General features: G+C 36.3%; 1 pseudogene. It reads right to left on the bottom strand.

The features are described from left to right. Positions 1 to 650 (bottom strand): annotated as a pseudogene (locus tag CXF67_RS00170) (ice-binding family protein); the annotation flags it as partial.

The raw sequence follows: 650 nt of genomic DNA, 5'->3' as shown, positions 1-650 counted from the left end.
GATGTTTAAATCTATTTTTGAGTTAGAATTGACCCTTAAGACTTGATTAGTTGAAGTATCGTCTGTTTTAAATTCTTCTTTGAAAGTCAGTGTAGGGACTTCATTTGGTTGAAGGTCACTAACAGTCTGAACAAATACAGATTGATTGACTTGTAAAAAACGGAATTTTTCTGAACCCATATTATCGTTAAGAGGAACTTCAGGAATGTGTTCTACGGGGTCAGAATCTAAGTCAACTGTAACGTAACCACCTCTTTCACCAATACCTGGTTTATAAGCGTAATAAAATCTTTTGTCCAAATGTGTTGAACTAGTTGCTAGAGTTGCTTTCATATCAACTTCAGCTTGGTATGGATTACCGATTAAAGCAAAGCCTCCTGAGTTAGGATTCAAATCGTCATCTTTGTTTACATCACCAGTTAAGATCGTCCCCAAAGATCTCAGCCTTGTATCATCGCCTTTAGCTATATTATCTACATAAATATTTGTAGCTCTATCACCCCTAATCAAAATTCCGTAGGCTTTACCCGCTTCTAAAGTGTTTAAGTTTGTGTTGGAAATCGTTAACCAACTTTCACTTTGTGAATCCCAAGAAAATAAAGATGGATTTCCAGTGGAGGTTGCATCAAGTCCATTATCGCCGTTTGTAT

It is taken from the genome of Psychroflexus sp. MES1-P1E, assembly GCF_002836055.1.
In the GTDB taxonomy this organism is placed as follows: domain Bacteria; phylum Bacteroidota; class Bacteroidia; order Flavobacteriales; family Flavobacteriaceae; genus Psychroflexus.
The sequence above is the reverse complement of the archived record's forward strand: the minus strand, read 5'-3'. Positions and strand labels throughout refer to the sequence as shown.